The organism is Hymenobacter yonginensis (genome assembly GCF_027625995.1).
GTDB classification, from domain to species: domain Bacteria; phylum Bacteroidota; class Bacteroidia; order Cytophagales; family Hymenobacteraceae; genus Hymenobacter; species Hymenobacter yonginensis.
In genome coordinates this window covers 4,402,315-4,426,608 of record NZ_CP115396.1, presented here as the reverse complement: position 1 = coordinate 4,426,608, position 24,294 = coordinate 4,402,315, and the positions used below count along the sequence as shown (strand labels likewise).

At 63.8% G+C, this 24,294-nt stretch carries 19 protein-coding genes; 3 read left to right on the top strand and 16 right to left on the bottom strand.

From position 1 onward, the window contains the following. Positions 1 to 48: 48 nt before the first annotated feature. Positions 49 to 519, bottom strand: coding sequence for a peptide-methionine (R)-S-oxide reductase MsrB (gene msrB, locus O9Z63_RS19015; protein WP_270126976.1), 471 nt, complete (start codon positions 517 to 519; stop codon positions 49 to 51). Positions 520 to 605: 86 nt separating this feature from the next. Continuing rightward, complete coding sequence (locus O9Z63_RS19010; RefSeq protein ID WP_270126975.1) at positions 606 to 1,415, bottom strand: M949_RS01915 family surface polysaccharide biosynthesis protein; 810 nt, start codon at positions 1,413 to 1,415, stop codon at positions 606 to 608. Between the two features lie 39 nt (positions 1,416 to 1,454). On the opposite strand from O9Z63_RS19010, the gene O9Z63_RS19005 reads away from it, so the two are divergent. After that, entirely contained in the window at positions 1,455 to 2,969 is a 1,515-nt protein-coding gene (locus tag O9Z63_RS19005; protein WP_270126974.1) for an NAD(P)H-hydrate dehydratase, read from the top strand. A 117-nt stretch (positions 2,970 to 3,086) separates the two neighbouring features. Here the strand turns inward: O9Z63_RS19005 and O9Z63_RS19000 are convergent, their stop codons facing one another. The 3 genes from O9Z63_RS19000 to pafA form a co-directional block, all read right to left on the bottom strand. Further along, positions 3,087 to 3,983: a UbiA prenyltransferase family protein gene (locus tag O9Z63_RS19000; protein WP_270126973.1), complete on the bottom strand. Its 897-nt coding sequence runs from the start codon at positions 3,981 to 3,983 to the stop codon at positions 3,087 to 3,089. 123 nt (positions 3,984 to 4,106) lie between these two features. Further along, on the bottom strand, positions 4,107 to 4,688 hold the full coding sequence (locus tag O9Z63_RS18995; RefSeq protein ID WP_270126972.1) for an inorganic diphosphatase: 582 nt from the start codon (positions 4,686 to 4,688) through the stop codon (positions 4,107 to 4,109). A 122-nt stretch (positions 4,689 to 4,810) separates the two neighbouring features. Next, complete coding sequence (pafA, locus tag O9Z63_RS18990; protein ID WP_270126971.1) at positions 4,811 to 6,517, bottom strand: alkaline phosphatase PafA; 1,707 nt, start codon at positions 6,515 to 6,517, stop codon at positions 4,811 to 4,813. A gap of 160 nt (positions 6,518 to 6,677) precedes the next feature. Between pafA and O9Z63_RS18985 the strand changes: the two genes are divergently transcribed. After that, positions 6,678 to 7,379 (top strand): HAD family hydrolase, encoded by a 702-nt coding sequence (locus tag O9Z63_RS18985; protein ID WP_270126970.1) that lies wholly within the window; start codon positions 6,678 to 6,680, stop codon positions 7,377 to 7,379. 176 nt (positions 7,380 to 7,555) lie between these two features. Here the strand turns inward: O9Z63_RS18985 and O9Z63_RS18980 are convergent, their stop codons facing one another. The 11 genes from O9Z63_RS18980 to O9Z63_RS18930 form a co-directional block, all read right to left on the bottom strand. Then, complete coding sequence (locus O9Z63_RS18980; RefSeq protein ID WP_270126969.1) at positions 7,556 to 12,364, bottom strand: beta strand repeat-containing protein; 4,809 nt, start codon at positions 12,362 to 12,364, stop codon at positions 7,556 to 7,558. Positions 12,365 to 12,413: 49 nt separating this feature from the next. Further along, positions 12,414 to 13,139 (bottom strand): phage tail protein, encoded by a 726-nt coding sequence (locus O9Z63_RS18975; protein ID WP_270126968.1) that lies wholly within the window; start codon positions 13,137 to 13,139, stop codon positions 12,414 to 12,416. A gap of 626 nt (positions 13,140 to 13,765) precedes the next feature. Further along, positions 13,766 to 14,386 (bottom strand): hypothetical protein, encoded by a 621-nt coding sequence (locus tag O9Z63_RS18970; protein ID WP_270126967.1) that lies wholly within the window; start codon positions 14,384 to 14,386, stop codon positions 13,766 to 13,768. Between the two features lie 376 nt (positions 14,387 to 14,762). Beyond that, positions 14,763 to 15,653 carry an ATP synthase F1 subunit gamma gene (gene atpG / locus O9Z63_RS18965; protein ID WP_270126966.1) on the bottom strand — a complete coding sequence of 297 codons (891 nt, stop codon included), beginning with the start codon at positions 15,651 to 15,653 and terminating at the stop codon, positions 14,763 to 14,765. A 111-nt stretch (positions 15,654 to 15,764) separates the two neighbouring features. Beyond that, a complete protein-coding gene (atpA, locus tag O9Z63_RS18960; protein WP_270126964.1) occupies positions 15,765 to 17,348 on the bottom strand; it encodes a F0F1 ATP synthase subunit alpha in 1,584 nt (527 codons plus the stop codon). Positions 17,349 to 17,353: 5 nt separating this feature from the next. Beyond that, the gene (gene atpH / locus O9Z63_RS18955) at positions 17,354 to 17,914 is read right to left on the bottom strand and encodes an ATP synthase F1 subunit delta (RefSeq protein WP_270126962.1); all 561 of its coding nucleotides are present in this window, start codon (positions 17,912 to 17,914) and stop codon (positions 17,354 to 17,356) included. Between the two features lie 91 nt (positions 17,915 to 18,005). After that, positions 18,006 to 18,500, bottom strand: coding sequence for a F0F1 ATP synthase subunit B (locus O9Z63_RS18950; RefSeq protein WP_044014664.1), 495 nt, complete (start codon positions 18,498 to 18,500; stop codon positions 18,006 to 18,008). Between the two features lie 165 nt (positions 18,501 to 18,665). Further along, complete coding sequence (gene atpE / locus O9Z63_RS18945) at positions 18,666 to 18,923, bottom strand: ATP synthase F0 subunit C (RefSeq protein ID WP_044000749.1); 258 nt, start codon at positions 18,921 to 18,923, stop codon at positions 18,666 to 18,668. Between the two features lie 60 nt (positions 18,924 to 18,983). Beyond that, complete coding sequence (gene atpB, locus O9Z63_RS18940; RefSeq protein ID WP_270126959.1) at positions 18,984 to 20,048, bottom strand: F0F1 ATP synthase subunit A; 1,065 nt, start codon at positions 20,046 to 20,048, stop codon at positions 18,984 to 18,986. Positions 20,049 to 20,081: 33 nt separating this feature from the next. After that, a complete protein-coding gene (locus O9Z63_RS18935) occupies positions 20,082 to 20,585 on the bottom strand; it encodes a hypothetical protein (protein ID WP_270126958.1) in 504 nt (167 codons plus the stop codon). Between the two features lie 10 nt (positions 20,586 to 20,595). After that, positions 20,596 to 20,814 (bottom strand): AtpZ/AtpI family protein, encoded by a 219-nt coding sequence (locus O9Z63_RS18930; RefSeq protein WP_197062960.1) that lies wholly within the window; start codon positions 20,812 to 20,814, stop codon positions 20,596 to 20,598. 208 nt (positions 20,815 to 21,022) lie between these two features. Here O9Z63_RS18930 and porW point away from each other — a divergent pair, with 208 nt between their 5' ends. Then, complete coding sequence (gene porW, locus O9Z63_RS18925) at positions 21,023 to 24,211, top strand: type IX secretion system periplasmic lipoprotein PorW/SprE (RefSeq protein ID WP_270126956.1); 3,189 nt, start codon at positions 21,023 to 21,025, stop codon at positions 24,209 to 24,211. Positions 24,212 to 24,294: the final 83 nt, after the last annotated feature.

The window sequence follows — 24,294 nt, the reverse complement described above, 5'->3', positions numbered from 1 at the left end:
TTCAACCCTTTCCCCGGCCTCTAAACTATGGTGGCTGCGGCAATTATCCTATCCGGCCGGAGCTGATTCTTTGGCCTCACTCACCAGCTTGATGCTGGCCGAGTTGATGCACAGGCGCAGGCCGGAGGGCGGCGGGCCATCGGGGAAAACGTGGCCCTGGTGGGCGTCGCAGACGTTGCAGAGCACTTCCACGCGGGTCATGCCGTAGCTGGTGTCTTTCTTGTAGCGGATGGCGCTTTCGTCGACGGGCTGCGTGAAGCTGGGCCAGCCGGTGCCGCTTTCGAACTTGGTGCGCGAGTCGTAGAGTGGGGTGCCGCAGCACACGCAGGCGTAGAGGCCGGCTTCGTGGGCTTCGCAGTATTCGCCGGTGAAGGCCCGCTCGGTGCCGTGCTCCCGCGTAACGTGGTACTGCTCGGCGGTGAGCTGCTGCCGCCACTCGGCATCGGTTTTTTCTACCCGTCGGGGCGGGGTGGGGCTGCCGTGGTTGGCCAGCCGGATTACATCATTCCATGTTTGCATATCGCGAAGTGTTAATCGGGGATGGAGCGGTAAATCGCCCGAATAGCAAACGCACCAGCGGGCCGGGAAGTTTTCCGGCCGGGTTTTTACAGCTGCCCAAATGCTTCCTCTATCGACCAGCGCCGCCACTGCCGGCGGGCGAAGGCTAAAAAAGCAGGCGGGGCCGACCGGAATTCCCGTTCGGTTTCATAGCGCCCGTCCAGCAGTTCGTAGTGTGCCTCCAGTCGGGCCGGCGGAATCGTATCCAGACAGCAGGCTATGAGTGGCACCCGCTGGGCAGCCGGTACAGAATCGTACTGCACCACTGAATAGCCGCGCAGGGCGTATTTGGCCGCTCCTTCGCGTAGGATCAGCTTTTGCTGGGCCGGGCTCACGTCGCTGCGGCAGACTAGCCGATATAGCAAGGTGGTTTCCGTTTGGCCATCAGCATCCAGGTCGGTGATGGCCGTGGCCCCGGGCACCGGGCCCAGCCAGGTATCGAACGCACACCGCTCCACGGCGTCCTGCAGCCGCCAGAGCTCCTGCCAGTTTCCGGCACGCTGCACAAACTGGCGGGCGTACAGGCTCACCGACTTTGTGTCGTTGGGGTCATCCGCACGGGCGGGCACCGTGCGTGCCGCAGTGCGCGCAACAACCAGCAGGTTTCGGCCATTGGCATCTGTCCACTGTTTCAGCTCCAGCACCTGGCCCGGCACACGAGGTACGCCGGCTGGCATTTGCGCAGGTGGCAGACTGACTACGGCGGCCGAATCGAAGGCCGCGGCCGATGTGGCGGCAGGCAGCGGCCCGTTTGAATCGGGCGGGCTGAGTGCCGTGTTACTGCCGGGAGCGGAGGTGTCTGGATCGGAGGAGCAGGCAGCCAGCGCTACCGCCGCCAGCCAGAGAAGTCGACGCATACTGTATCTGAGAAAGCCGGTTGTAAGTATAGGCATTGTATGAAACTCCTCACCGCCGCCCAGACCCGGGCCCTCGACCAGGCCACCGTTGAAGCGCAAGGCATTACCTCCCTGGAACTGATGGAGCGCGCGGCCACGGCCTGCACCCTCTGGCTGCTCGACGAGCTGCAGCTGGCCTTCAGCACCGAAATCCACGTGCTGTGCGGGCCCGGCAACAACGGCGGCGACGGGCTGGCCGTGGCGCGGCAGCTGCACACGGCAGGCTACGCGCCGCAGGTCTGGCTGCTGCCCGCCGACAAGCACTCCGCCGACTTCCTGCTCAACCGGCAGCAACTGCCCCAAGCCATCCGCTGCCAGGAACTGAGCGCCCGCCGGCTGCCGATGCTACCGGCTGGGGCGCTGGTGCTGGATGCGCTGTTCGGGACAGGGCTTACGCGGCCGCTGGAAGGTTTGCCGGCAACGATCGTGAAGCATTTGAACCAGACGGAGGCTACCGTGGTGGCTGTGGATATGCCCTCGGGCCTGCTCGCCGACTCGCCCCAACCTGCTGGCTCGGCCATTGTGCGGGCCCACCACACGCTCAGCTTCGAGCTGCCAAAACTGGCGTTTTTGATGCCGCGAAACGCGGATTTTGTGGGCGAGTGGACGGTATTGCCCATCGGGCTGGACCAGTCGTTTATCCACAACACAGATGTGGATAACTATTTTGTGGATGCCGCTTCGCTGGCGGGCCGGCTGCCGCGGCGGGCGCGGTTTTCGCACAAAGGTACTTTCGGGCACGCGCTGCTGCTGGCCGGCAGCTACGGCAAGCTGGGCGCAGCCGTGCTGGCCGCCCGGGCCTGCCTGCGCGGCGGCGTGGGCCTGCTCACGGTCCGGACGCCAGCCGTGGGCTATACCGTGCTGCAAATGTCGGTTCCAGAAGCCATGGCCCTCCCCGACCCGAGCCACGACTTCGTGACCGAGCTACCGGAGCTACAGCCCTACGCCGCCGTGGCAATGGGGCCCGGCCTGGGCCAGGAGGTGTCTTCGGCGGAGGTGCTGCGGCAGCTGCTCCGGCAGGCCGGCAGCCGGCGGGCGCTGGTGCTCGATGCCGACGCCCTCAACCTGCTGAGCACGCACCGCGAGCTGCTGGGCAAGCTGCCGCCCGACACCGTCCTCACGCCTCACCTTAAGGAGTTTGAGCGGCTGACCGGCGAGCCGGCCCGCGACGACTACCACCGCCTGGAGCAGCTGCGCGCCTTCTGCCGGGAACACCGCTGCTACTGCGTGCTCAAAGGTGCCTACACCGCCCTAGGCACCCCGCACGGCCCAATGTATTTCAACAGCACCGGCAACCCCGGCATGTCCACCGGCGGCAGCGGCGACGTGCTGACCGGCCTGCTGCTGGCCCTGCGCGCCGACCAGCGCCTCTCGCCCCTGGATGCAGCCCTGCTGGCCGTGTACGCCCACGGCCGCGCCGGCGACCTAGCCGCTGCCGAAACCGGCGAGGCCGGCCTGATTGCCGGCGACCTAGTGCAGTTTATCGGGCCGGCGCTACGGGAGCTGGAGGGCTGAGTGGGAATTATTTGGTAGTGAGTACTCAGTGGCAAGAATCCAGCAGCGGGAAGCCGAATCCAACTAATGTTCTGATTATCAAAATCTTTATTCCTACCACATACTCACCACTCCCTACTAGATACTCACTACCAATGCGGCCAGAAACTGCAGGAGCATAACGCCGTCGGTGAGTAGGGCGAAATAGTAGTCGGGGCGGGATTCGTGGGCGTGCCAGATGACGGCGGCCCCGGCCACGGAGGGCAGCGCCAGCACCAGTACCTGCCCTGCCAACATTTGGGGCAGCGGCCAGGCGTTGGCCGCCACCAGCGCCGCCAGCGCCAGATACTTGGTGGCCGGCACCCCCAGCACGCCCGGAAATGTGAGGGTGCCCATCAGGCGGTCCTTGGTATGGTCGCGGATGTCGAACACGAGCGCCAGCGCCAGCACGAACAGGAATCGCCGGGCAAACAGAGCCAGCACCGCCGGCTCGGCCAGCGGCCGCCCCAGGTACAGCGCCGGAATCCAGACGGTGACGCCCGCCCACACATAGGCAATCAGGAACACCTTAAGCAGCGGCAGGTCGCGGAGGGCGCGCCAGCGGCCATGGCGCCTGACCAGCGGCAGCGAATAGAGCCCCGAAATGAGGGCCAAGTGCACCAGAAACGGGGTAAGTGGCCGCAGGCGGTCATCGGCCAGAAACAGTACGCCGGCCACCGCTCCGGCTACCAGGGCCACGGCCGCCAGTGGCCAGCGGTGGCGCCGCATCCAGCGCTTGCGGCCCGACACGCCCGGGTGCTGACTGTGCTTGTAGGGCAGCACGCTGTCGAGGTTGTAGAGGCACAACGTGGCCGCGAAAATGAGCACCCCCAGCCGCCCCGGAATATGCACCCGCCAGAACAGAAACGTGGCCCACATCAGCCCCAGCGCCGCCGCCGAAAGCCAGGCGCTGCTATAAAGCACGGCATCGAGCGGGCGCCGCAGACGCCGCCCCACCGACAGCAGAAACCCGGGTATTGCGCGCGCAACGGACATAACAAGTGGTCAGGGAAACGGCAAGATACGCCTGCCAGCCCACACCAGCCGACACGCAACAGCCCCCGGCGCCAGAACCTGACGACCGGGGGCTGCTGATAAACCCGCAAGGGAGGCGGAAGGCTAGCTCAGGGCTTCCTTCACGTCCTTCTCGTCCGCAGGGTTGCCTTTTGGGAAGGTTTCGTTGTAGAGCTTGATGCTTTCCTCGATGATGCGGTAGGCATCTTCGCGGCCCATGAAACGCTCTACGCTCACGTGCTTGTGCTCCAGGGCTTTGTAGTCCTCGAAGAAGCGCTGCATCTCGTTGAGCGTGTGCGGGGGCAGGTCGGCTAGGTCGTTGTAGTGGTTCACGGAAATATCGTGGGCGGCCACGGCAATGATTTTGTCGTCTTCCTCGTCGCCGTCAATCATCTGCATCACGCCGATAACCTTGGCCTCCACCAGGCACATGGGCACGATGTCCACCGAGCACAGCACCAGAATATCCAGCGGGTCGTTGTCGTCGCAGTAGGTTTTCGGAATAAAGCCGTAGGCGGCCGGATAGTGCACGGCGGAGAACAGCACCCGGTCCAGCTTCAGCAGGCCGCTGGTTTTGTCCAGCTCGTACTTGCCTTTAGAGCCTTTCGGGATTTCAATGATGCCGTTTACCACTTTCGGAGCGTCGTCGCCGCGCTCCACATCGTGCCAGGGATTAAAATGAGCCATTATCAGGTTGTTCGTTATTCGTTGTTTGTTTTTCGTGTTTAGTAGGGGACGTTTCGGCTTGGCGTCATTTCCCGGCGGCTATACGCAACCGCAAGACGAACAACCAGAAACGAAATCCCCTTTTATCGGCCCAGCACGGCCTGCAGGGGCGTGCCGGTATTGCCGTTCGGCTCCTGAATGTGGAGCCAGCTGGCCAGCGTGGACGCAATATCGGTGATTTTGGCGGGGTGGCTCGACTCGCCGTGTTTCACGCGCCAGCCCCAGAACACCAGCGGCACGTGGGTGTCGTAGTTGTTGAGCGAGCCGTGGGTGGTGCCTTTGCTCACGGGGTAGCTGTACGACTCCAGCCAGCCCGGCTGCAGCACTACCATTACGTCGCCGCTGCGCTTGGGGTAGAAGCCGTTTTCCAGGTACATCAGCATCCCGCTTTCCCAGTGCGACTTCTGCAGATCGTCGGCCGTGATGGCGCGGTTGACGCCGGCCAGCTGGCTGGCAATGTCCACCACCTCATCCTGCACTACGCGCAGGTTCAGCTTCTTCTCGGCGATGAGCGGGCGGTTGAGGTACACCTGCTGGTTTTCGTAGCTGAGCACCCACTGGCCGGCCCCGTGCCGGCGCACCAGTTGCTGCTGAATGGAATCCTGCATCAGGCGCGGGCCCACCGAGCCGCCGGGCAGGTGGTGGTCGGCCAGGAAACCGGGCGAGTGCGCGGCGGCGTGGTCGGCGGAGAGGAACACCAGCGCCTGGCCCTTGCCCACGGTCCGGTCGAGGTAGTCGAGCAGGCGAGCCAGGTCCTGGTCGAGGCGCAGGTAGGTGTCTTCGGTTTCAATGGCATTCACCCCGAACTGGTGCCCCACGTAGTCGGTGCTGCTGAAGCTCAGGGCTAGGAAATCGGTCTGGCCGCGCTGGCCCAGCTGCTCGGCGCGCACGGCTTCCAGGGCAAAGTCCAGGGTGAGCGAGTTGCCGAAGGGCGTGCTCCGGATCAGGTCGAGGTTGCGGGCCGGGGCGGTTTTCTCGCCTTCCGCCTTGAGGGCGCCCTTCACCGGCGCGGGCAGCGCCCCGCTCAGCTGCGGCAGGTTGTGCGGAAACACCGGCTTGGCTTCGCCCTTGAACGTCGCCTCCCAGGCCACGTCGTCGGGCGAGCTTTCGGTGTACTGCCCGATGGGCAACAGCGTTTCCCAGGGCTTATCCAGGTACTGGGCGGCGCGGTTCTCGGCGTTGAACTTCGTCACCCACTCGGGCAGCGTGTTCTGGTAGAAGGTGCTGGTGATGAAGGCCCCGTTGGCGCCGTCGTACCAGTAGGCGCCGTTGGCGGCGTGGCCGGCCGGCAGAATCGAGCCCCGGTCTTTGATGCAGACTCCAATCACCTTGCTCTGGAAATTGGTGGCCAGCCGCAGCTCGTCGGTGATGGTGCTCGTGAGCATATGGCGCGGGCTCTGCTGCCCGGCGGCAGCCGTGCCGCCTACCGGCTGCACAGTTTTGTCCTCGGTGACGTAGGTGCCGCGGCCGGTTTCGCGCTCAAACCAGTTGTTGCCCACGATGCCGTGGAACGAAGGCGTGGTGCCGGTGTAGATGCTGGCGTGGCCCGGGCCGGTGTAGGTGGGCACGTAGTTGTAGTGGGTGTTTTCGTAGCTGAACCCCTCGCCCAGCAGCCGCCGGAAGCCGCCGCTGCCGTACTTGCTCCAGTAGCGGTAGAGGTAGTCGTAGCGCATCTGGTCCACCACAATGCCCACGACCAGCTTAGGGCGGGCCAGCGTGGCGGATTTTTTCTGCCCAACGGCAGACCCCGCCAGCGTGGCGGCCAGCAACAATAACAGGCTCTTTTTCAAATCGAGAAGCAGTTAGAAACCCACGACGAAACCGCCGCCCGCCGAAGCGGCCCCAAAGATAGAGGCCGCCGGCCGGAATTGCTTCACCGGCACCTAAATCGTGCGCGGGCCGGCGGCGTCCGTATACGCTGCTCTATCACTGGTATTATTTCCCGCTGCCATGCCTACGCCTGCCCTCCCCTACGCCCTGCTCTTCGACATGGACGGCGTGCTCATCGACAACACGCCCGAGCAGGCCCGAGCCTTCCAGCTGCTCTTCCGTGACCTGGGCCTCACCACCAACGCCCGCCGACTGCTGCGCCGCCTCAACGGCATGCCGGCCTCCGAGATTCTGGCTACGGTCTTCACCAATCCCGTCCCGAAGAAGCAGCTCGAAGAATACGCCGCCCAGCGCGAGCTGCTCTACCGGGTGCTTTACTGGAACAAGCGCCGCGAGGTGGCCGGCCTCACCGCGTTTCTGCAGGCCGCCCGCGCTGCCGGCTTCCGCATCGGCCTGGGCACCGGCTCCGGCGAGGACACCATCGGCTACATCCTCGACCACCTGGGCCTACGCCGCTACTTCGATGTGATAGTAGGCAAGGACGACGTGCAGCACGGCAAGCCCCACCCCGACACCTACCTCACCACGGCCCGCAAGCTCGGCATCCCGCCCGAGCGGTGCGTGGTGCTAGAAGATGCCGTACTGGGCGAACAGGCCGCCTACCGGGCCGGCATGCGCTGCGTGGCCGTGGGCACCTCCCTCAAAGCCGCCGACTTTCAGGCGCCATTAGCCTACATCAAGGATTTCACGGAGCTGACGCCCGAGCACCTGCTGGAGCTGCTGGAACAGCACCCCGACGCGCCGAAGCCCCGCAAGCCCTAGCCGCTTCTCTCCCCAGACCCATGTAGAGACGCGCCCCTTCGTGTCTTCCCGTTGCTGACGTTGTTCCCCGCTCCCACCCCGGCGGCCCGGATGCCGAAACCCCGGGCGGCGCACCCCTACACGCGAAGAGCCCCGGCGCCAGGCGCCGGGGCTCTTGTGTTTACCGCATCCGTCGGCTACTCCAGCACGAGGCGCGTGGCCTGCGCACCGGTGCGCACCACGTACACGCCCAGCGGCTGCCCGGCGGGCAACACCAAGCGGGCCGTGCCGGTGGCGTCGGCGGTGGCCGTCAGCACCAGGCGGCCCACGGCGTCATAGAGCTGCACGGGGGCGTGGGCGGCGGCTCCGCGCAGCGTGGCTGCCCCCGTGGTGGGGTTGGGAGCCAGCGTCAGGCGCGTGGGGGCCGCGTTGCTCAGGGCCACGGCGCGCACCGGCGAGTAGCTGAACGTGCCGTCCTGGTCGAGCTGCTGCAGGCGGTAGTAGAGCACCGGCACGCCGGCTGGCAGCTGCTGGTCGAGCAGGCTGTAGGTGCGGGGCGTGGCGCTGGTGCCCGCGGCGGGCACCGTGCCCACCGTCCGGAACGTCACGCCGTCGAGGCTGCGCTCCACCCCGAAGGCGGCGCTGTTCACTTCCGTGGCCGTCGTCCAGGCCAGGCGCACAACTTGCGGGCCGGTGGCCGTGGCCGTGAAGGCAGTCAACTCCACGGGCAGCGGCGTCGCCGTGGTGATGGTGTTGGAGAACGTGCCCTCATCGGCCAACGGGGCTGCCAGAGCCCGCACGCGGTAGTAGTAGGTGCTGGCCGTGTTGGCCAGGCCCGTTACGGTGTAGCTGGTGGCCGGGGCCGCCACCGTGAAAGGCGAGCCAGCCACAGGCGCCGTGAAGGTGGCGTTGGTGGCCACGTCCAGCACATAGCTGGTGACGGTGCCCACGGCCGGGGCCGTCCAGGTGGCCGTGAAGCTGTTGGGCTGGCGGTTGGTGGCAGCCGTGGCGATAGGCACTACCATCGCCAGGCTCCCCACGTAGTTGCTGGTGGTGTTGCCGCTGGCCAGCGCGAAGCCGGTGAGCGTGGCAGGCTGGGCACTCGCCAGGTCGTAGAGCGTAGTCAGGCCCGTATTGTTGCCCGTGCTGGCCGTGGCCGGCGTGCCCTGGTCGAAGTTCAGGTACTCCACCAGCCCGGCTTCCGGCAGCCCGGCGGGCACCGTGCGCATGTCGTTCTGGATCTGGGCGGCCGTGCGCACCGCGTTGTACACGCGCACCTCGTCCAATTTGCCGCGGTAGAACTCAGTATAGCCCGGCTGGCTGCCCAGCGTGAGCGGATTGGTGTTGGTGGTTACCGCGCCGGACTGGATGCTGCCGGTGGCGACATTCGGCACCTCTTCCCCATCCAGATAGAGGCGCACGGTGGTGCCATCGTAGGTGGCGGCCAGGTGGTGCCAGCGGCCCAGCTTGCTTGGGCCGTACGGGATGGTGTACTGGCTCCAGCCGCCGCCGCGGTGCAGCCACAGCCGCACGCTGGCCCAGGTGTCGTCGGTGCGCGGGAAGATGTAGCCGGTGTTTTGCGCCTGCGACGACTTGCACACCACGTTCTGCGTGGCGTTGCCTGTGCCCACCGGGTTGATCCAGGCCTCGATGGTGAAGGCCGTAGTCAGGTTCAGGGCCGGGGCAGACGGGATGCTCACCACATCGTTGGTGCCGTCGAAGGCCAGCGCGTTGCCGGGCGCAGCCAGCACCTGGAAGGCCACGCTGTTGCTGGTGCCGTTGGCCGTGCTCAGGCTTATGGTGCCGCTGGCCGCCGCCGTTACGGGCACCCGCACCACCAAGCTGCTGCCCGTGTTGCTGATGATGCCGGACAGCGCGTCGGCGCCGTTGATTGTCAGGGCCGTGGGGCTGCTCAGGTCACTGCCCGTGAGCGTAAGGGCCTGGCCCAGCCCCACGGGCGTGCCCGAGGGAGCCAGGAGCACCGGCGCCGACGGGACATAGGTAACGCTGTATGCGTTGCTGGCCGAGTTCAGGGTGTTGTTGGCATCCTGCGCTACGCCGGCCGCCAGGCTCACCGTGGTGGCGGTGCCGGGCGTAGTGGGTGTTACGGTAAAGGAATAAGGCCCCGCGCCGCTGCCGCTAAAGCTGCCGGCAGTCACACTGCCGTTGCCCACGGTCAGGTCGGTGGCGGTGAAGCTGGTGCCTACGCTCTGCGAGAAGCTCACCGAGAACGGAATCGGCGTGGTAGCGGTGGTACCGCCCGTGGCGGCGGCCGTGCTACTGACGGTGGCCGTCAGGGCCGGGGCCGTCACGCTGAACGAAGCCGAGGTGAAGGTATCGTACGTGGGAATGTTGTTGGGCTGGATGCTGCCCACGAACACGTCGTTGACGAACACGTTCAGGCGCTGGTCGAGCGAGGTGTAGTTGCGCTGGATGGTCCGGAAGTTGATCTGGTAGTTGCCCGTAGGCACGGCCAGGTTTTGCGAGATGGCCATATCGTTGTTTTGCAGCAGCGCTACCGCGCCGCCGTCAATAGCCGTCGAGCCGAAGGCGCTGTTGTTGCGCGACACGCCACTCCCCGCACCGGTAAACGTCCAGGGCGTGGCTATCACCCCCTGCGTCTGATACAGAAAGGTGTTAGCCGCTACGTTGTTGGTTTCGAAGCTGCCGTTCTGCAGGCCGTTGGGCACCACAGTGGCAGTGCCGTTTTGCACCACCTGCACCGCGTCCACGAAGGCCGTCACGTCGGAGTTGCCGCTGGCGCTGCCCACCGACTGAATGCGCAGGGTGGGGGCCGCCGCGAAGCTCTTGGAGATGGTGTATACCTCGCCGGCGGTGTAGGGCACGTTCGCAATCGTGGGCGTGGTGCCTGCGCTGTTGGCCACGTCCAGGCGCAGCGTGCCGTTGCCCGTGCCCGTGTTCACGTTGACGGTGTAGGTAGTGCCCGAGCCGCTGGTGCTGACCACGCTGGCCCCACTGATGCCGGTGGTCGTCACACTGAAGTTGCTGACCGTTACGCCGGTCACGCTGGTGCTAAACACCACCCGGTACTGCACCGTGCTCACCGCCGTGGGCGACAGCGCCAGCCGCGTCACGGAGCTTACGGTGGCCGTGGGCTGCTGGTAAGTAAGCGCGTACGCCGCAGGCGCGGCCGTGTTGCCGTTGCCGGCCGCGTCCTGGGCCACGTTGGCGGGTACGGCTACTGTGGTAGCGGTGCCGCCGGCGGCGGGCGTCACCGTGAAGGTGTACGTGGTGCCGGGGCTGGTGCCGTTCACCACGTTGCCCGTGATGGAGCCGTTGGTCACGGTCACGTCGCCGGCCACGAAGCCGCTCACGTTTTCCGCGAAGGTCACTGTGAACGGAATGGGCGTGGTAGTGGTGGTGCTGCCGCTGGCGCCCGCCGTGCTGCTGATGACCACGGCGGGGCGCGTCTTGTCGATGGTATACTGCTCGCCGCCCGTGAAGGGCACGTTGCTTACCGTGGGCGAAATGCCGGTGCTGTTGGTCAGATCCAGCCGCAGCGTGCCGTCTCCCGTGCCCGTATTAACCGTCACGGTGTAGGTAGTGCCCGAGCCGGCCAGGCTGCTGATGGTAGCGCCGCTGACAGCGCCAGTCGTCGTGACACTGAAATTGCTGGTGGATATCCCCGACACGGCGTTGGCAAACGTCACAGTGAAGCTCACCTGGCTGGCGTTGGCGGGATTGATGGTGCCGGCCCGCACGATGGACGTGACGGTGGTGGCGGTGCTGAACGTCTGCACCGTGCCGTAGCTGGTGCCCGCGCTGTTGGTGGCGTAGGCCCGCACGTAGTAGGTGGTGCCGGCCGTGAGCCCCGTTATGGTTTCAGAGAAGTTGCCTGTGCCCGTGCCGTTGGCGTCCTGCGTTACACCGGTGCCGCCGAGGGCGGGCGTGGTGTTGGTGGTGCTGTACACCACGCCGCGCGCCGACACGGCCGCGCCGCCGTCGGCCGTGGCGTTGCCGCCCAGCACGGCGCTGGTGCCCGTAATGGTACCGGCCGCCGCCGTCGTGACGGTGGGTGCCACGGCCGCCTCATTGGTGGCCACGCCGTTGTAGCTCACGGTGGCGCTGCCCGCTACTAGGGAGCTGCCCGCGCCACCCGCGAGCGAAAAGCGCGAGATACCCGTGCTGCCCGTGACCGCGCCGTCGCCGACGTAGATAGCGCCGTTCGGCACGTCTACCCGCAACGACCGGGGGTTGGCGAAGGTAGTGGCCGAGTTGCCCGAGGCCAGCACCGTTTGGTTGGTGCCATCCAGGTTGATGCTGGCCAGCTGGTCGTTGGCGGGCGTATTGCTGCTCTGCACCCAGTAGAGCTTGGCACCGGCCACTTGTAGACCGTTGATGCTGGCACCCGGTACCCCGGCCACTAGCGTAGTGGGCGACGCGCCGGTGAGCGTGAAGGTGCGAATGCCGGTGGTGGCGGCGTTGGCTCCGTCCCCGACGTAGATGAGGCCGTTAGCGGCATCCACCCACAGCGACCGGGGGTTGTCGAAGCTGGCGGCGCCCGAGGCCAGCACCGTCAGGCCGGTGCCATCGGTGTTTATCACGCACAGCTTATCGTCGGCGGCGGTGTTACTGCTTTGCACCCAGTACACTTTGGAGCCTACCACCTGCACGGCGTTGATGCCATAGGCAGTGCTGCCCGCTACCAGGGTGTTGAGGTAAGTGCCGCTCAGCGAGAAGCGCGAGATGCCCGTGCTGCCGGTGGCGGCCCCATCGCCTACGTAGAGGGTGCTGGTGGGCACGTCCACCCACAGGGCACTAGGATTCTGGAAGGTAGTGGCGGAGTTGCCCGAAGCCAGCGCGGCGGCGCCGCTGCCGGTGAGGGTACTGCTGGCCAGCTGGTCGTCGGCGGCCGTGGTACTGCTCTGTACCCAGTAGAGCCGGGTGGCCGCCGTCTGGGCGCGGGCCGGGCCGGCGCTCAGCAGCAGCAGCCCCGCCAGCAATGGCAGCAGCCGGCCGCGAAATGCAGAATAGAAAGAAAGCATAGAAGAAAGAAAACTGATGAAAGATACCCAGTCCGCCTGCCCGCGCTGCTTAGCTCCGCACCGGGTAATAGCCGTTCACGCAGATATAGTAGGTCATGGCCAGGTGGGGCGGCATGTTGAGGTAGGGTAGGCTGCTGCCGGCGGGACTGATGGCAGCCGAGTTGGCGATAGCGCCGCCGGCGGTATTAAAGCTGTTCACCAGCAGGTTTTCGCCCCCGGCGGTCTGGCCGGTGGCGGCGGCCGGAAAGTTGCCGCTGGCCGTGGCCGTGGTGGCTGCCCCGGCCGCCACGTTCAGCCAGTGGGTGTGCGTGGGCAGATTACCAGCGGTCAGCGTGACCGTCTCGGTGCCGCCCGCCTGGCCGACGTTGTAGTTGGATAAGCCCGGCCCCTGGCCCGCGCCCATCGGCACCCGCCCGCGCAGGTCGGGCAATGCGAAGTTATCTCGGCCGTTGCCGCCATAGGTGGGGCCAATGACGGAGAATAGCGCCGTGTATTGATTAATCGGCAACAATTGCCCGTTGCAGGGCAGGTAGTTCTGAAGCTGCCAGTTGGAGCCGGCGAACAGGATGATTTGCCCAATATAGTCCCCGTCGGGCCCCTGCACCCCGAGGGTACCACGGGTGCCGCGGGCGGCGGCGGCGGGGCCGGCCATGATGCCCAGGCCCAGGGCGGCGCCCAGCTTTTTCAGCCAGCCGCGGCGTTCCTGGTTGGCCGAAGCCGGGGTGAGCGGCGCGGAAGCTGCGTTCAGGGTTTTGGGAGTAGCGTTCAGACGCATAAGTAGAAAAAGGAAAAAGTGGAAAGTGATAAAGTCAGAAGAGAAAAGCAGCAGGGTGGCGGCCTACGCCACGGCGGCAGCCCCGCTCCTACCGGTGCTGCGCCTGCCAGCTGCCGGAGCCTCGGCCAATGCGCCAAGCGCCGCCAAACCGGGCAGCTTGCAGGCCGGCAGGGCGGGCCGGGCAGACGAAACCGGGGCTGCCAACAGCGGCTAGGGGCTGTACCAGCCGGCTAGCCCGGCCGAAGCGGGCCGGGCTAGGCCGGTCCCGGGAGACAATCCGTTGAAAAGCAGGAAATAGATCGCCGCCTCCGGCAGGTAAGCTCCCGGCAAGAGCAGTGGAAAAGATTAGCCAATACGCAGTATGCAAAGAAGATATCCCAGCAAAGATACCGGGCAGCAGACAGTTTATCCTATGATTACTACAACAACTTCAACAATTATTTTTACGTAGCCGCCGCCCCTGCCGGCTGCCTCCCGGCTGTGGCCGGCGCAGGCCAGCTGGGAAGGGCGGCCTCCGGCTGGCGGCTTGCTTGCCGGGCCACGGCGGCCGCCGCCCTCTGCCCCACCAGCCAACAAAAAGCCCCGCCCCAAACGGGGCGGGGCCAGGGCCGGGGGGCGTGCCTCCCCTACTGCACCAAGCGGCTCAGCACCTCGGTGTAGGGCTGCTGGTCGGTGTCGCCGCCCACGGCGGCCACTTTGCAGTACACCCGGTCGGCGGTTTTGCAGGCCGTGAGCAGGGCGTCGCCGTCGCGCACCACCACCGTCAGCCACTGGTTGTCGGGCTTGGTGGCGTCGAGGGTGTAGAGGTACTTGAGGGCCACGGCGTAGGGCGGGCGCTTGGCCTTGGCGCAGAGCGTGCCGGGCTGGGGGCCGTCGGTGAGCTGAAACTTGCCGGGCACTTCCAGCACGGTGTGCCGCTCGCGCTCCTTGCTCAGGGGCAGGCCGGTGCTGAGCAGCGCGGCCTCGTCGGTAGGGAACAGGCCGTTAGCCATGCTGGCCACGGCCCCCAGGCTCTGGTTGAGGACGACGCGCAGCTGGGCCAGCTCGGCGGTTTGGGTGGGCGTCGGGTGCAGCACGCTGGCCGCCGTCTGGTAGGGCGTCAGAGCGTCCTGCAGGGCATCGGTCTGGGGCTTGGCATTGGGGTAGCGGGAGTTGCCGGCCATATTGGTCAGGCAGTTCTGGGCCAGCGGGCCAATGTCCATATTGGGCAAGTTATCGAAATTGGTAATTAGTCGGCGGGTTGCCATATGGTAAGCGAGGTAAACGGTGGAGGATAGAAAACACGGCCCGCAGGCCCCGGCGCACCTGCGTTCTTGGCCACCATACCGCGCCCCGGTGACGGCCACCACCATTTCGGACGCGTCCGAAACGATAGGCCCGAAACAATAGGCCGGCGCAGCGTAGAGACGCAACCCTTCGCGTCTCCTGTTCGCTCGACCAGAGCCGCCGGGCTATACCAACCTCAGCAACGACGAGACGCGAAGGGTCGCGCCGCAACACCCGGTGGTGCGCGCCGTTGGGACGGTGTAGAGATGCGACCCTTGGCTGATAGGAGGCCCCGCCAGGCACAAAAAAAGCCCCGCGACCAACCGGTCACGGGGCTTTTCTGTAAAACGACTCGTCTTACCGGCTGGCAGCCAGGGCTTCCGCACCACCCACGATTTCGAGAATCTCGGTGGTAATGGCGGCCTGACGCGTCCGGTTGTAGGTCAGCTTCAGCGACTTGAGCAGCTCACCGGCATTTTCGGTGGCCTTCTCCATTGCCGTCATGCGGGCGCCGTGCTCCGAAGCGTTGCTTTCCAGTACAGCTTTATACAGCTGCACCTTCAGCGACTGAGGAATCAGGGTCTGCACGATTTCCTCTTTCGAGGGCTCGAAGATGTAATCCACGTTCGAGGTCTGCACGGCGGTCGGGTTAGGCTCGGCTGGCACCAGCGGCAGCAGCTGCTCCGTCCGGATGATCTGCGTGGCCACGTTGCGGAACTCGTTGTAGACCATCACCACCTCGTCGTATTGGCCGGCCCGGAAGCCGTCCATGGCCTGCTCGGCCGCTTCGCGCACCGTGTCAAACGACAGCTTGCCGAACACGTGCGTGTAGTTGCCTACCACTGCCCCACGGCGGCTGAAGTAGTCGTGCGACTTCTTGCCGATAGCCATGTAGGCGACGTTGCCGGCGGCGGCCTGCGCGGCGTAGCGCTCCTGTACCAGGGCATTCACGCCCTTGAACACGTTGCTGTTGAACGCACCGGCCAGGCCGCGGTCCGAGGTAATGGCAATCACCAGTACCCGGCTCACCTCGCGCTGCTCGGCGTATTCGCTCACCACGTCGTCGCCGACCTGGGCCGTCAGATTCGTCAGGATGCTGTTGAGCCGCTGCGCGTAGGGGCGCATACGCAGGATGTTGTCCTGCGCCCGCCGCAGCTTAGCCGCCGCCACCATTTTCATGGCTTTGGTGATCTGCTGCGTGCTTTGCACCGATACGATGCGGTTACGGACTTCTTTTAAGCTAGCCATTCTCGTGAAAATGAGTTGTCAGTTGCTAGTTGTCGGTTGTCAGTTTTAGTGAAGCGGCCTTGCGGCACCTTCTTCCTGACAACTGACAACCAACAACTGACAACTAATGAATTACTTCGAAGCGTATACCGCCGACAGGTCTTTGGCAACCTGGCGGATGGCGCCGGTGATGGTGTCGTCGAGCTTACCAGCTTTCAGACCCTGCAGCACCTCGGGGTGGCGGGTGTTGAGTACCTGCACAAACTCCTTCTCAAACTCGCGCACCTTATTTACGGGCACCTGGTCGAGCAGACCGTTGGTAGCGGCGTAGATAACGGCCACCTGATCTTCCACGCGCTGGGGCGAGAACTGGGGCTGCTTCAGGATTTCGAGGTTACGACGGCCACGCTCGATGGTGAGCTTGGTCGAGGCATCGAGGTCGGAGCCGAACTTGGCGAAGGCTTCCAGTTCGCGGAACTGGGCCTGATCGAGCTTCAGCGTACCAGCCACTTTCTTCATCGACTTGATCTGGGCGTTACCACCCACGCGCGATACCGAGATACCTACGTTGATAGCAGGGCGGATACCGGAGTTGAACAAGTTGGTTTCGAGGAAGATCTGGCCGTCCGTAATCGAAATTACGTTGGTTGGGATGTACGCCGAAACGTCACCGGCCTGGGTTTCGATGAGTGGAAGAGCGGTCAGCGAGCCACCACCTTTCACCAAGTGCTTGATGCTGTCCGGCAGATCGTTCATGTCCTTGGCGATGGTATCGGAAGCGTTGATCTTCGCGGCACGCTCCAGCAGGCGGCTGTGCAGGTAGAACACGTCACCAGGGTATGCCTCACGTCCGGGAGGACGACGCAGCAGCAGCGACACCTCGCGGTAGGCCACAGCCTGCTTCGACAAGTCATCGTACACTACCAGAGCCGGACGGCCCGTGTCGCGGAAGAACTCGCCGATGGCGGCACCCGTGAAGGGCGCGAAGAACTGCATCGGAGCGGGGTCAGAGGCCGAAGCTGAAACCACTACGGTGTAGTCCATAGCACCACCCTTGGTCAGGGCGTTTACTACCTGGGCCACGGTGGAGGCTTTCTGGCCTACGGCTACGTAGATGCAGAAAACCGGCTCGCCGCGCTCATAGAACTCGCGCTGGTTGAGGATGGTGTCAATAGCTACCGTCGACTTACCCGTCTGACGGTCACCGATGATCAGCTCGCGCTGGCCACGGCCAATCGGAATCATGGCGTCGATAGCCTTAATACCGGTCTGCATCGGCTCCGTTACGGGCTGACGGAAGATTACACCGGGTGCTTTGCGCTCCAGGGGCATATCGTAGGTCTGGCCCTGGATAGGGCCGCGGCCGTCGATGGGCTGGCCCAGCGTGTTTACCACGCGGCCCACGATGCCCTCGCCTACCTGAATGGAGGCAATCTTATTGGTGCGGCGCACCGTGGCGCCCTCGCGGATTTCGCTGTAGTCGCCGAGCATTACGGCACCTACGTTGTCTTCTTCAAGGTTGAGCACCAAGGCCTGCAGGCCGTTTTCAAATTCGAGCAATTCCCCCGACTGGGCTTTGCCCAGGCCGTAGATGCGGGCTACACCGTCGCCAACCTGCAATACCGTACCAACCTCTTCGAGTTCGGCTTCGGTTTTGAAGTTGGACAACTGCTCCCGCAGAATGGCGGATACTTCATCCGGACGTACTTCTGCCATGTGGATTATAGTTGAGATTGGTAGGGGTTCTTCGAGAATTCGGTGCGCAGCTTGCGCAACCGGAAGCTCACAGAGTCGTCGAGGAGCCGGTCGCCGACGCGCAGCACGAAGCCGCCAATCAGCGAAGCGTCCACCTTCTCGGTGAGGGTCACCTGCTGGAGGCCGGTCTGCTGGCGAACCAGCGACTCCAGCTCCGTGCGCAGGGCCGGCGTCAGCGGCATAGCCGTCGTGACTTCGGCCAGCTGCACACCGCGCAGGCTGTTGTATTGGGTCAGAAACTCGGCACCAATAAATTCCAGCGCGCTTTCGCGGTTTTTCTGGGTGACGATGGTGAAGAACTTCTCGGTGAGGTTCGACACCTTGCCCCCGAATACGGCGCGCAGGATGGCCAGCTTCTTGTCGTGCTTGACGATGGGGTTGCGCAGCAACAGGCGCAGGTCGCGGCTCTCGGTCAACGTCTTGTTGAACAAGTCCATGTCGTCCTTCACCTGCTCCAGCGTACCCTGCTCCTCGGCCAAATCGAGCAACGACTTGGCATAGCGGGAGGCAACTCGTAGTTCAGACATTGCTTGTAGTATTGAGTAGTTGGTAGTAAGTATTAAGACAGGTTGGCTTGGGGCATCCCCAATCTCACTACTTAATACTGAATACTCGCTACTAATTCAGGTTTACTTCCTTCAGGTACGAGTCGACGAGCTGCTGCTGGGCGGGCTGGTCGGCCAGCTCACGGCGCAGGATACGCTCGGCAATATCAATCGACAGCTTGGCGGCGGTGTTTTTCACCTCGGCCAGGGCGGCGTTTTTCTCGTTCTGAATGGCTTCGCGGGCCTGCACAATCATGCGGCCGCCTTCTTCCGTCGCCTTGGTCTTGGCCGTCTCGATGAGCTGGTTGGACACTTCAGTGGCTTCCTTCAGAATACGGTCGCGCTCCATGCGGGCGTCGGCCAGCAGCTTTTCGTTGCCGGCTTTGAGCTGCTGCATTTCGAGCTTGGCCTGGTCGGCCATGCGCAGGGCATCATCGATGGAGCTTTCCCGCTCTTTCAACGAGCTCAGGATGGGCTTCCAGGCAAACGCGCGCAGCAAGAGCAGCACGATGCCGAAAATCACCAGCTGCCAAAAGATAAGGCCTAATTCGGGCGTTACAATTTGCATGAGGGAGTAGAGAAATCAGTAGTGAATCCGTAAAATCCGGGCCGCAACGATGATGCAGCCATAACACAGCTGCTCAGCCGGCCAGCCCGGAAAAACCAAGACAGCCCGCTACGCCGTGCGCTGAAGCGACGCGCGCAGCGGGCTGCTCGTGTACTACCTCTATCCCTAGAGTTTGAACGAAATCAGCAGGCAGACTACTACTGCGAACAGGGCCAGACCCTCGATCAGAGCAGCTACGATCAGCATGGCAGTCTGAATTTTGCCCGAAGCCTCTGGCTGACGGCCGATGGCTTCCATAGCCTGACCACCGATGCGGCCAATACCCAGGCCTGCACCCAGAGCAACCAGACCAGCACCGATAGCGGCACCAAATACAGCCAGACCAGCGGCGTTAGCAATCTGCAACAACAGAGAAAGAAGCATAAAAAAAGGTTTGGGGGAAGTGAGAAACAAAAAAATCAGAAAAAACGAACGCGGGTGAGCTTAATGGGTGTGGGCCGTGTCGGCACCGTCGCCGCCGCCCATCTGGTAGTCGGCATCGTGGTGCTCTTCCACTGCGCCACCAATGTACATGGCCGTCAGCAGCGTGAAGATGTAGGCCTGCAGAATGGCAACCAGCAGCTCCAGCATGTTGATGAACAAACCGAAGGCCAGCGTTACGGGAGCTACGCCCACGCTGCCAAAGATGAAGATGAGCGAGATAAAGCTCAGGATTACGATGTGGCCGGCCGTGATGTTGGCGAACAGACGCACCATCAGCGAGAACGGCTTTACCACAATACCAATCAGTTCCACCGGAATCATGATGGGCAGCAGGGCCTTTGGTACGCCGGGCGTAGCGAAGATGTGGTGCCAGTAGTTTTTGTTGGAGCTGAACAGGGTGATGAGCAGCGTCAGGACGGCCAGGGTGAGCGTAACGGCGATGTTGCCGGTGAGGTTGGCGCCACCGGGCATCAGGCCCATCAGGTTGTTGAACCAGATGAAGAAGAACACGGTGAGCAGGTACGGCATGTAGCGCTCATACTTCGGGCCGATGGACTTCTTGGCTACTTCGTCGCGGATGAACACGATAACCGGCTCGAAGAACGACTGAATGCCTTTGGGGGCGCCGGTGCCGCGCTTGGCATAGCCGCGGGCTACGGCCGTGAACACCAGCAGCAGCAGCACAGCGCTCAGCATCAGCGAAGCCACGTTTTTGGTAATGGAGAAATCGTATACCTTGCTGCCGTCTTCCGACTCGAGGTGCTCGTGCTCCAGCTTCAGGCCGTCGTACACTTTGCCTTCAGCCAGCTGCGACGACGAGAATACGCTCAGGCCGTGGCCGGCGCGGTAAGCAATAACGGGCAGCGGAATGGTGAGGTGCTTGCCCTGGGCTTCGTCGCCGATAGTAGCGAAATGCCACTCGTGCGAATCGCCGATGTGGTGCAGAATCATCTCGCCGGGACTAAACGCCTCCTTATCGGTGGCCTCCACAGTTGTTGCCGCAGGCTCGTTGGCGTGAGCAGCAACTGAGAGGAAGCAGAAGAGAGCTACAAGTAAGCGCTTCATTCAGAACGGTTTAGGGTTTTGATGGCAAAATACTTATTTCGCCGATTCACCCGGTTTTGAAAACGGGCGCAAGTTACTCAGAACGGCCCAGACTTCAAATCCGGCAAAGAGAAAATACAAGACAAAGAAACTTCCTACGAATGCCCACTGCCCGTTGCCTTCGCGGCGGCCTCCCGTAAGCAGGTACACCAGCACCAAGCCCGCCGACAGCAGCATGCGCGCTACCATCGAGCCGAAATAGGCTCCCATGAAGTGGTTGGGGTTGGCCCGGACCAGCCGCGCCGTGAACCAATAGATAAGGGCTGTGAGTGCCGCGAAAAACCCCAGCAGATATGGCGCCAGCGGATGCACGACGGCAGTGCCGTAGCGGGCATTCAGCAGGTAGAGCGTGCCGTAGAGCAGCAAAACCAGCAGCAGCAGCAGGCGGAAAAAGCGGAGCAACGCGGGGGGATTTAGAGGATGGGGCCGCAAAGGTACGGCGCCCGCGGCTACCAACCACGCATTCAGCGTATTTTCGCTGCCGGCCGGACCGCGCACCCGCGGGCAGCTACTTCTCCGATACCTCCCGGATGACCAGATACATGGCGACAAACACGCCGAACAGGGTGAGCCCCACCGTCCCCCACGGCTCACTGCCGTAGCGCCCATCCAGCCAGACGCCCAGCCAGGTACACAGGCCGATGGTGGCCAGCATCTGAAAGCCGACGCCCATAAAACGGGCAAAATTGCCCCCGGGGGGCATGGGGGGAGTGGGAGTATCGGGCATGACGGGGCGGGTTGGGAGTGGCGAAGGTAACCGAATACGGGCTGGAACGGGTGTACGCAAACCGCTCCTTCGGCAGATACCGGCGCGGCTGGGAAAAAGGCGTAATTTTACCCAACGTGCGTCGTTATGACCTCTGCATTGCGCCAAAGCTGAACATTCCGGCTGGTTTTGCGCGTTGGCGTATTCGTAAGCTATGCTCCCGACATCTGTGTTGACTTCTTCTCCGGTTTTTCGTCTGTTTTCCGGCTCTGTGGCCGCTTTGGTGGTAGTAGCAGGCGTGGGGGGCTGCGCTTCTGAGCGGCGCGGCGTTGTAGGCCACGCCTACGACAACGTGGTAGCGCGCGACAATGGCTACTTCCTGGCCCGTGAGAAAATGCGCGAAACGGAAGACAAGCTGTACAAGGCCCGCCTGAACGACTACAACCGCGTGCTGCCGCTGTTCCCGACGATGGACGAGGCCGCCGCCAAGGCCATTACGGCCGATATGGACGAGGTAGTGAAGAAGGCCTCGCTGCCGATTCAGTACCGCTCGGCTTCCGACTGGACCGACGATGCCTACATCCTCATCGGCAAGAGCCGCTTCTATAAGATGGAGTATGAGGATGCGGCCAAGACATTTAAGTATGTCAACAGCATCAGCAAGGATGCCGATGCCAAGCACGAGGCCCTGATCTGGCTGATGCGCACGTTTGTGGCCACCAAGGAGCTGGAAAACGCCAAAGCTGTATCGGACCTACTGGACAAGGAGGAAGGCCGCGAGGCCAACGCCAAGGAGCTGTTTCTGACGCGGGCCGATTACTACCTGAAAGTGGGGGAGCCAGCCAAGGCGATTGAGAACCTGGAAAAGGCCATTCCGCTGATTGAACCGAAAAACGAACGGTCGCGCACGCGCTATATCCTGGCGCAGCTCTACCAGGAGCAGGGCGACGATAAGAAGGCCTACGCCGAGCTCAACCAGATTCTGAAGAAGAACCCGCCCTACGAGTTGGATTTCTTCGCCAAGCTGATGCTGGGGCAGGTTTCGGACCTCAACAACAACGACAAGGCCCGGCTGGACAAGTACTTCGCCAAGCTGCTTAAGGACTCCAAGAACAAGGAGTACCTCGACAAAATCTACTACGAGATGGCGCGGCTCGACTACCGGCAGAAGCGCTACCCGGAGGCGCTGGGGCTGCTGCAGAAGTCGGCGCGGGCTGCTACCAGCAACCAGGCCCAGAAGTCGTACACCTACCTGCTGGCTGGCCGCATCTATTATGAGAACCTGCAGAAGTACCGCTTGGCGGCCGCCTACTACGACAGCACAGTGCAGAACCTGCCCAAAGAGGCCATCGGCTACGCGGCCACGGCCGAGCGGGCGGCCATCCTGAAGGACTTTGCCACGCAGTACACCATCATTGAAACCCAGGACAGCCTGCAGGCGCTAGCCCGGCTGGACACCAGCGCCCTGCGCACCCGCCTTGTGGCCTACGCCGATGCCGAGCTAACCACCCGCCGCAAGGCCGCCGAAGCCGCCGCGGCCCGGCAGGAGCTGGCCAGCCGCCGCCAGACGGCCACCGGCCCCAGCTCCTCCCGCGACCTGCAGACCGGCCTCGACCCGGCCGACTTCATTGAGGGCAGCACGGGCGCGAAGTGGTACTTCGACAACCCGACGGCCCTGAGCACGGCCCGCGCCGACTTTATCCGGAAGTGGGGCGACCGGCCGCTGCAGGACAACTGGCGCTTCGTGAGCGTGGCCAGCTCGTCGCCGGTGGCGGCGCGCAACGGTGGGGCGCCCGTGAATACGGTGGGGGCCGGCAGCACCAACGTCACGGCCGGCGCCACCACGGCGCTGGGCAAGGTGGCCGACGACCCGGAAGCGCAGCAACGGGCGCTGGTGGCCCAGTACCGGCAAAACATTCCGCTCACGAGTGAGCAGCTGAAGACCTCAAACAGCCAGGTGGAAGAAGCCCTGTTTGCGCTGGGCGGCATCTACAACCAGCAGCTACGGGAGCCCGTGCCGGCCGCCCAGACCTACGAGAAGCTGCTGGAGCGCTACACGGCCAGCAAGCACCTGCCGGAAACCTATTACAGCCTGTACCTGATTTACAAGGAGCAAAACGAGCTAGCCAAAGCTGAAGTGTACGCCCAGCGGCTCCGCCAGGAGTTTCCGACCTCGGCCTACGCCCGGCTGGCCGCCGACCCCGAGTATCTGCGCCGCACCTCGCTGGTAAATGCGCAGGTGGTGGTGAAGGTGGATTCGGCGTTTGCGCTCTACAAGGAACAGGAGTTCAAGAAGTCGTCGGCGGTGCTGGCGCGCACCACCAAGCAGTTTCCGGAGTCCGACCTCAACGACCGGATAGCCTACCTGCGCGCCCTGATTGCGCTACGCACCCAGCCGCCGCTGGTGGCCCGGGCCACGCTGGAGAAGTTCGCCACCGACTACGCCTCCTCGCCGCTGGCCACCGAGGCCCGCACGCTGCTAGGCTCCTACAAAAAGTATGAGGCTGGCGAAATCGTGGGGGCACTGGCTTCCACGCAGAAGCCCGATGTGTCTATGTTCCGGCCCGGCGAGGTAAACAACCGCATGCGGATCCTGTACGGCGAAAACGAAACCCCGGCGCCCCGCCCAGCGCCCGCACCAGCCACCAAGCAGCCCGCCCCGACGGATTCCAGCCCTAAAACGGCACCAACCACCAGCACTTCTCCCGCAGCTACGGCTCCGGCCACCACTCCGGCGGCTCCGGCCACTACTCCAGCCACGCCAACGCCAGCCACGGATTCGGCGGCGGCCGCCAAACCGGCAGCGCCGGCCATGGACCCGGCCAAGGCGGCACGCATGGCGGCGGCGCAGGCGCGGGCCCGCGGCAAGAAAGTACCGAAAGCTGCCCCGGCTACCACAACGCCGGCTACGGCCCCCTCTCCTACTCCGGCAGCACCTGCTACCAGCAATCCGGCTTCCCCGGCGCCTGCTTCTACCACTCCGGCCACTTCAACTGCGCCAGCGCCTGCTACCCCGGCGCCGGCAGCGCCAGCTCCGGCGGCCCCTGCTTCGCCGTATACTGCCAATGCTGTAGCCGGCCATGCCGTAGTGCTCGTTTTCCCGAAAGGGGCCGCTGCTCTGAAAGACCTGCAGACGCAGCTCAGCACTTACAACGGCCGCTTCTACCGCGCCAACAACCTACAGGTGCAGCAGCAGCCCCTCGGCGACTCGCTGGAGCTGGTGGTGGTGCAAGGCCTGGTGGGCGCCAAAGTGGCCCAGAGCTACGGCCTGAAGCTGCGCGGCCCCCAGTCGCCGCTCAGCAAGCTGCGCGGCGCGGGTTACCAAACCCTCATCATTGGTATTGATAATCTGCCGCTGCTGCTCCAGCGCCGCGACGTAGAAGAATATCAGCGCTTCTACCAGCAGACGTACCGTTAACATGAATTAAGAATTAGAAATGAGGAATTGGTAATTGCCTTACGAGCTGCAGAAATACGCAATGCAGCCAGTGAGTCAGTTGC

Bases quoted from the DNA above. Each gene is read 5' to 3' on its own strand.
- msrB (WP_270126976.1), bottom strand. From the start codon at position 519: ATGCAAACATGGAATGATGTAATCCGGCTGGCCAACCACGGCAGCCCC.
- O9Z63_RS19010 (WP_270126975.1), bottom strand. From the start codon at position 1,415: ATGCGTCGACTTCTCTGGCTGGCGGCGGTAGCGCTGGCTGCCTGCTCC.
- O9Z63_RS19005 (WP_270126974.1), top strand. From the start codon at position 1,455: ATGAAACTCCTCACCGCCGCCCAGACCCGGGCCCTCGACCAGGCCACC.
- O9Z63_RS19000 (WP_270126973.1), bottom strand. From the start codon at position 3,983: ATGTCCGTTGCGCGCGCAATACCCGGGTTTCTGCTGTCGGTGGGGCGG.
- O9Z63_RS18995 (WP_270126972.1), bottom strand. From the start codon at position 4,688: ATGGCTCATTTTAATCCCTGGCACGATGTGGAGCGCGGCGACGACGCT.
- O9Z63_RS18985 (WP_270126970.1), top strand. From the start codon at position 6,678: ATGCCTACGCCTGCCCTCCCCTACGCCCTGCTCTTCGACATGGACGGC.
- O9Z63_RS18980 (WP_270126969.1), bottom strand. From the start codon at position 12,364: ATGCTTTCTTTCTATTCTGCATTTCGCGGCCGGCTGCTGCCATTGCTG.
- O9Z63_RS18975 (WP_270126968.1), bottom strand. From the start codon at position 13,139: ATGCGTCTGAACGCTACTCCCAAAACCCTGAACGCAGCTTCCGCGCCG.
- O9Z63_RS18970 (WP_270126967.1), bottom strand. From the start codon at position 14,386: ATGGCAACCCGCCGACTAATTACCAATTTCGATAACTTGCCCAATATG.
- atpG (WP_270126966.1), bottom strand. From the start codon at position 15,653: ATGGCTAGCTTAAAAGAAGTCCGTAACCGCATCGTATCGGTGCAAAGC.
- atpA (WP_270126964.1), bottom strand. From the start codon at position 17,348: ATGGCAGAAGTACGTCCGGATGAAGTATCCGCCATTCTGCGGGAGCAG.
- atpH (WP_270126962.1), bottom strand. From the start codon at position 17,914: ATGTCTGAACTACGAGTTGCCTCCCGCTATGCCAAGTCGTTGCTCGAT.
- O9Z63_RS18950 (WP_044014664.1), bottom strand. From the start codon at position 18,500: ATGCAAATTGTAACGCCCGAATTAGGCCTTATCTTTTGGCAGCTGGTG.
- atpE (WP_044000749.1), bottom strand. From the start codon at position 18,923: ATGCTTCTTTCTCTGTTGTTGCAGATTGCTAACGCCGCTGGTCTGGCT.
- atpB (WP_270126959.1), bottom strand. From the start codon at position 20,048: ATGAAGCGCTTACTTGTAGCTCTCTTCTGCTTCCTCTCAGTTGCTGCT.
- O9Z63_RS18930 (WP_197062960.1), bottom strand. From the start codon at position 20,814: ATGCCCGATACTCCCACTCCCCCCATGCCCCCCGGGGGCAATTTTGCC.